At 44.2% G+C, this 1,530-nt stretch carries 1 protein-coding gene; it reads left to right on the top strand.

The window, feature by feature from the left end:
* A partial coding sequence (locus F6K49_RS47915) for a non-ribosomal peptide synthetase (protein WP_293109638.1) occupies window positions 1–1,463 on the top strand: 1,463 nt, incomplete at its 5' end.
* Between the last annotated feature and the right edge of the window lie 67 nt (window positions 1,464–1,530).

Raw genomic sequence — 1,530 nt, 5'->3', positions numbered from 1 at the left:
TAGCCAATATTCTCAATCACCATCAACCAGAAGATGTAATCCTCAATTGGCTGCCTTTTGACCACATCGGCAGCATCTGCGACTGGCATATCCGTTGTATCGAATTGGGCTGCAAACAAGTTTACGCAGCAAAGGAATATATTTTAGGTCGCCCTCTCAACTGGTTGGATTTAATTGATAAATACAGAGTCAACTATAGCTGGGCACCTAACTTTGCCTATTCTCTGGTTAATGACTTGCTGGAACGAGAACCAAATCAAACCTGGGATTTGTCTTGCGTGCAATTTTTACTCACAGCAGGGGAAGCTGTTTCTTCCCAAGCCGTAGAGGAATTTATGGAGAAGATGGCCGCCTATGGTTTGAGTAAAACTGCCATTCGCCCCGCGTTTGGGATGGCAGAGTTGGGTTCCGGGATAACCTATTATCAGCCCACAGCAGAGGCTCCTTTAAAGTTCCATCGGGTAGATAAAGACTCTTTAAAAGGAACCATTAAACGAGTCGGGGCAGAACATCCCAACAGCAGCATTTTCGCAGATCTAGGGCCAGTTATCCCAGGAGTAACGATTCGGATTGTCGATGAAGAAAATTCGATTTTACCCGAAGATACTATAGGTCACTTGCAAGTATCTGGAGATGCAGTTTCTCCAGGTTACGATAAAAATCCTGAAGCGAATCGGGCATCTTTTCTAGAAAATGGTTGGTTTGATACTGGAGATTTAGGTTTCATCACCAACGGACACTTGGTTTTGACCGGTCGAGCCAAAGAGACCATTATTATCAATGGCGCAAATTACTACAGTCAGGAAATTGAAACTGTAGTCGAAGAAGTAGAAGGGGTCGAAGTTTCCTATACCGCAGCTTGTGCGGTTCGAGATGGAGGTGGCTCAACAGAAAAACTAGCGATTTTATTCCATTTGACGACTCAAAAAGATGAAGAAATACTGCCGCTGTTGCAAACGATTCGAAAGCAGGTGATTGCCAAAGTTGGTGTCAATCCAGATTACTTGATTCCCGTTCCTCGGGAGGTGATCCCGAAAACCGCTATCGGGAAAATCCAACGCTTACAACTGAGTAAGGGTTTTGAAGCCGGAGAATTTACCCAAATTCTGAAACAGTTGGGTGATCAAAATGCCCGATCGAGTAAGGAAAAGATTGCCCCCCGCAACAAATTAGAACATCAACTGGCTTCGATTTGGCAGGATGTGCTGGGAATTCCAACCGTCGGTATTGAAGATAACTTCTTTGAACTGGGGGGGAGTTCGATCGTGGCAATGATGCTGGTGAACAAGCTACAAGACGAACTGAACAAAATTCTGCACCCAGTTGCCCTGTTTGACGCGCCAACAATTGCTACATTAGCTGAATATCTTCAAGAAAATTATTCGGAGCTAGCTGAGGAAACAGAAGGTAAAGTTGTCAGTAAGACAAGTAAGACATTAGTAAAGAAACTGCTGAAGGGGTGACATGGAAGTTGAAAAGCACAGTGGGACTGAAATCTGAGAAAATGGGGTCAGAAAAGATGAGAGAGAT

This window comes from Moorena sp. SIO3I6, assembly GCF_010672095.1.
The sequence above is the reverse complement of the archived record's forward strand: the minus strand, read 5'-3'. Positions and strand labels throughout refer to the sequence as shown.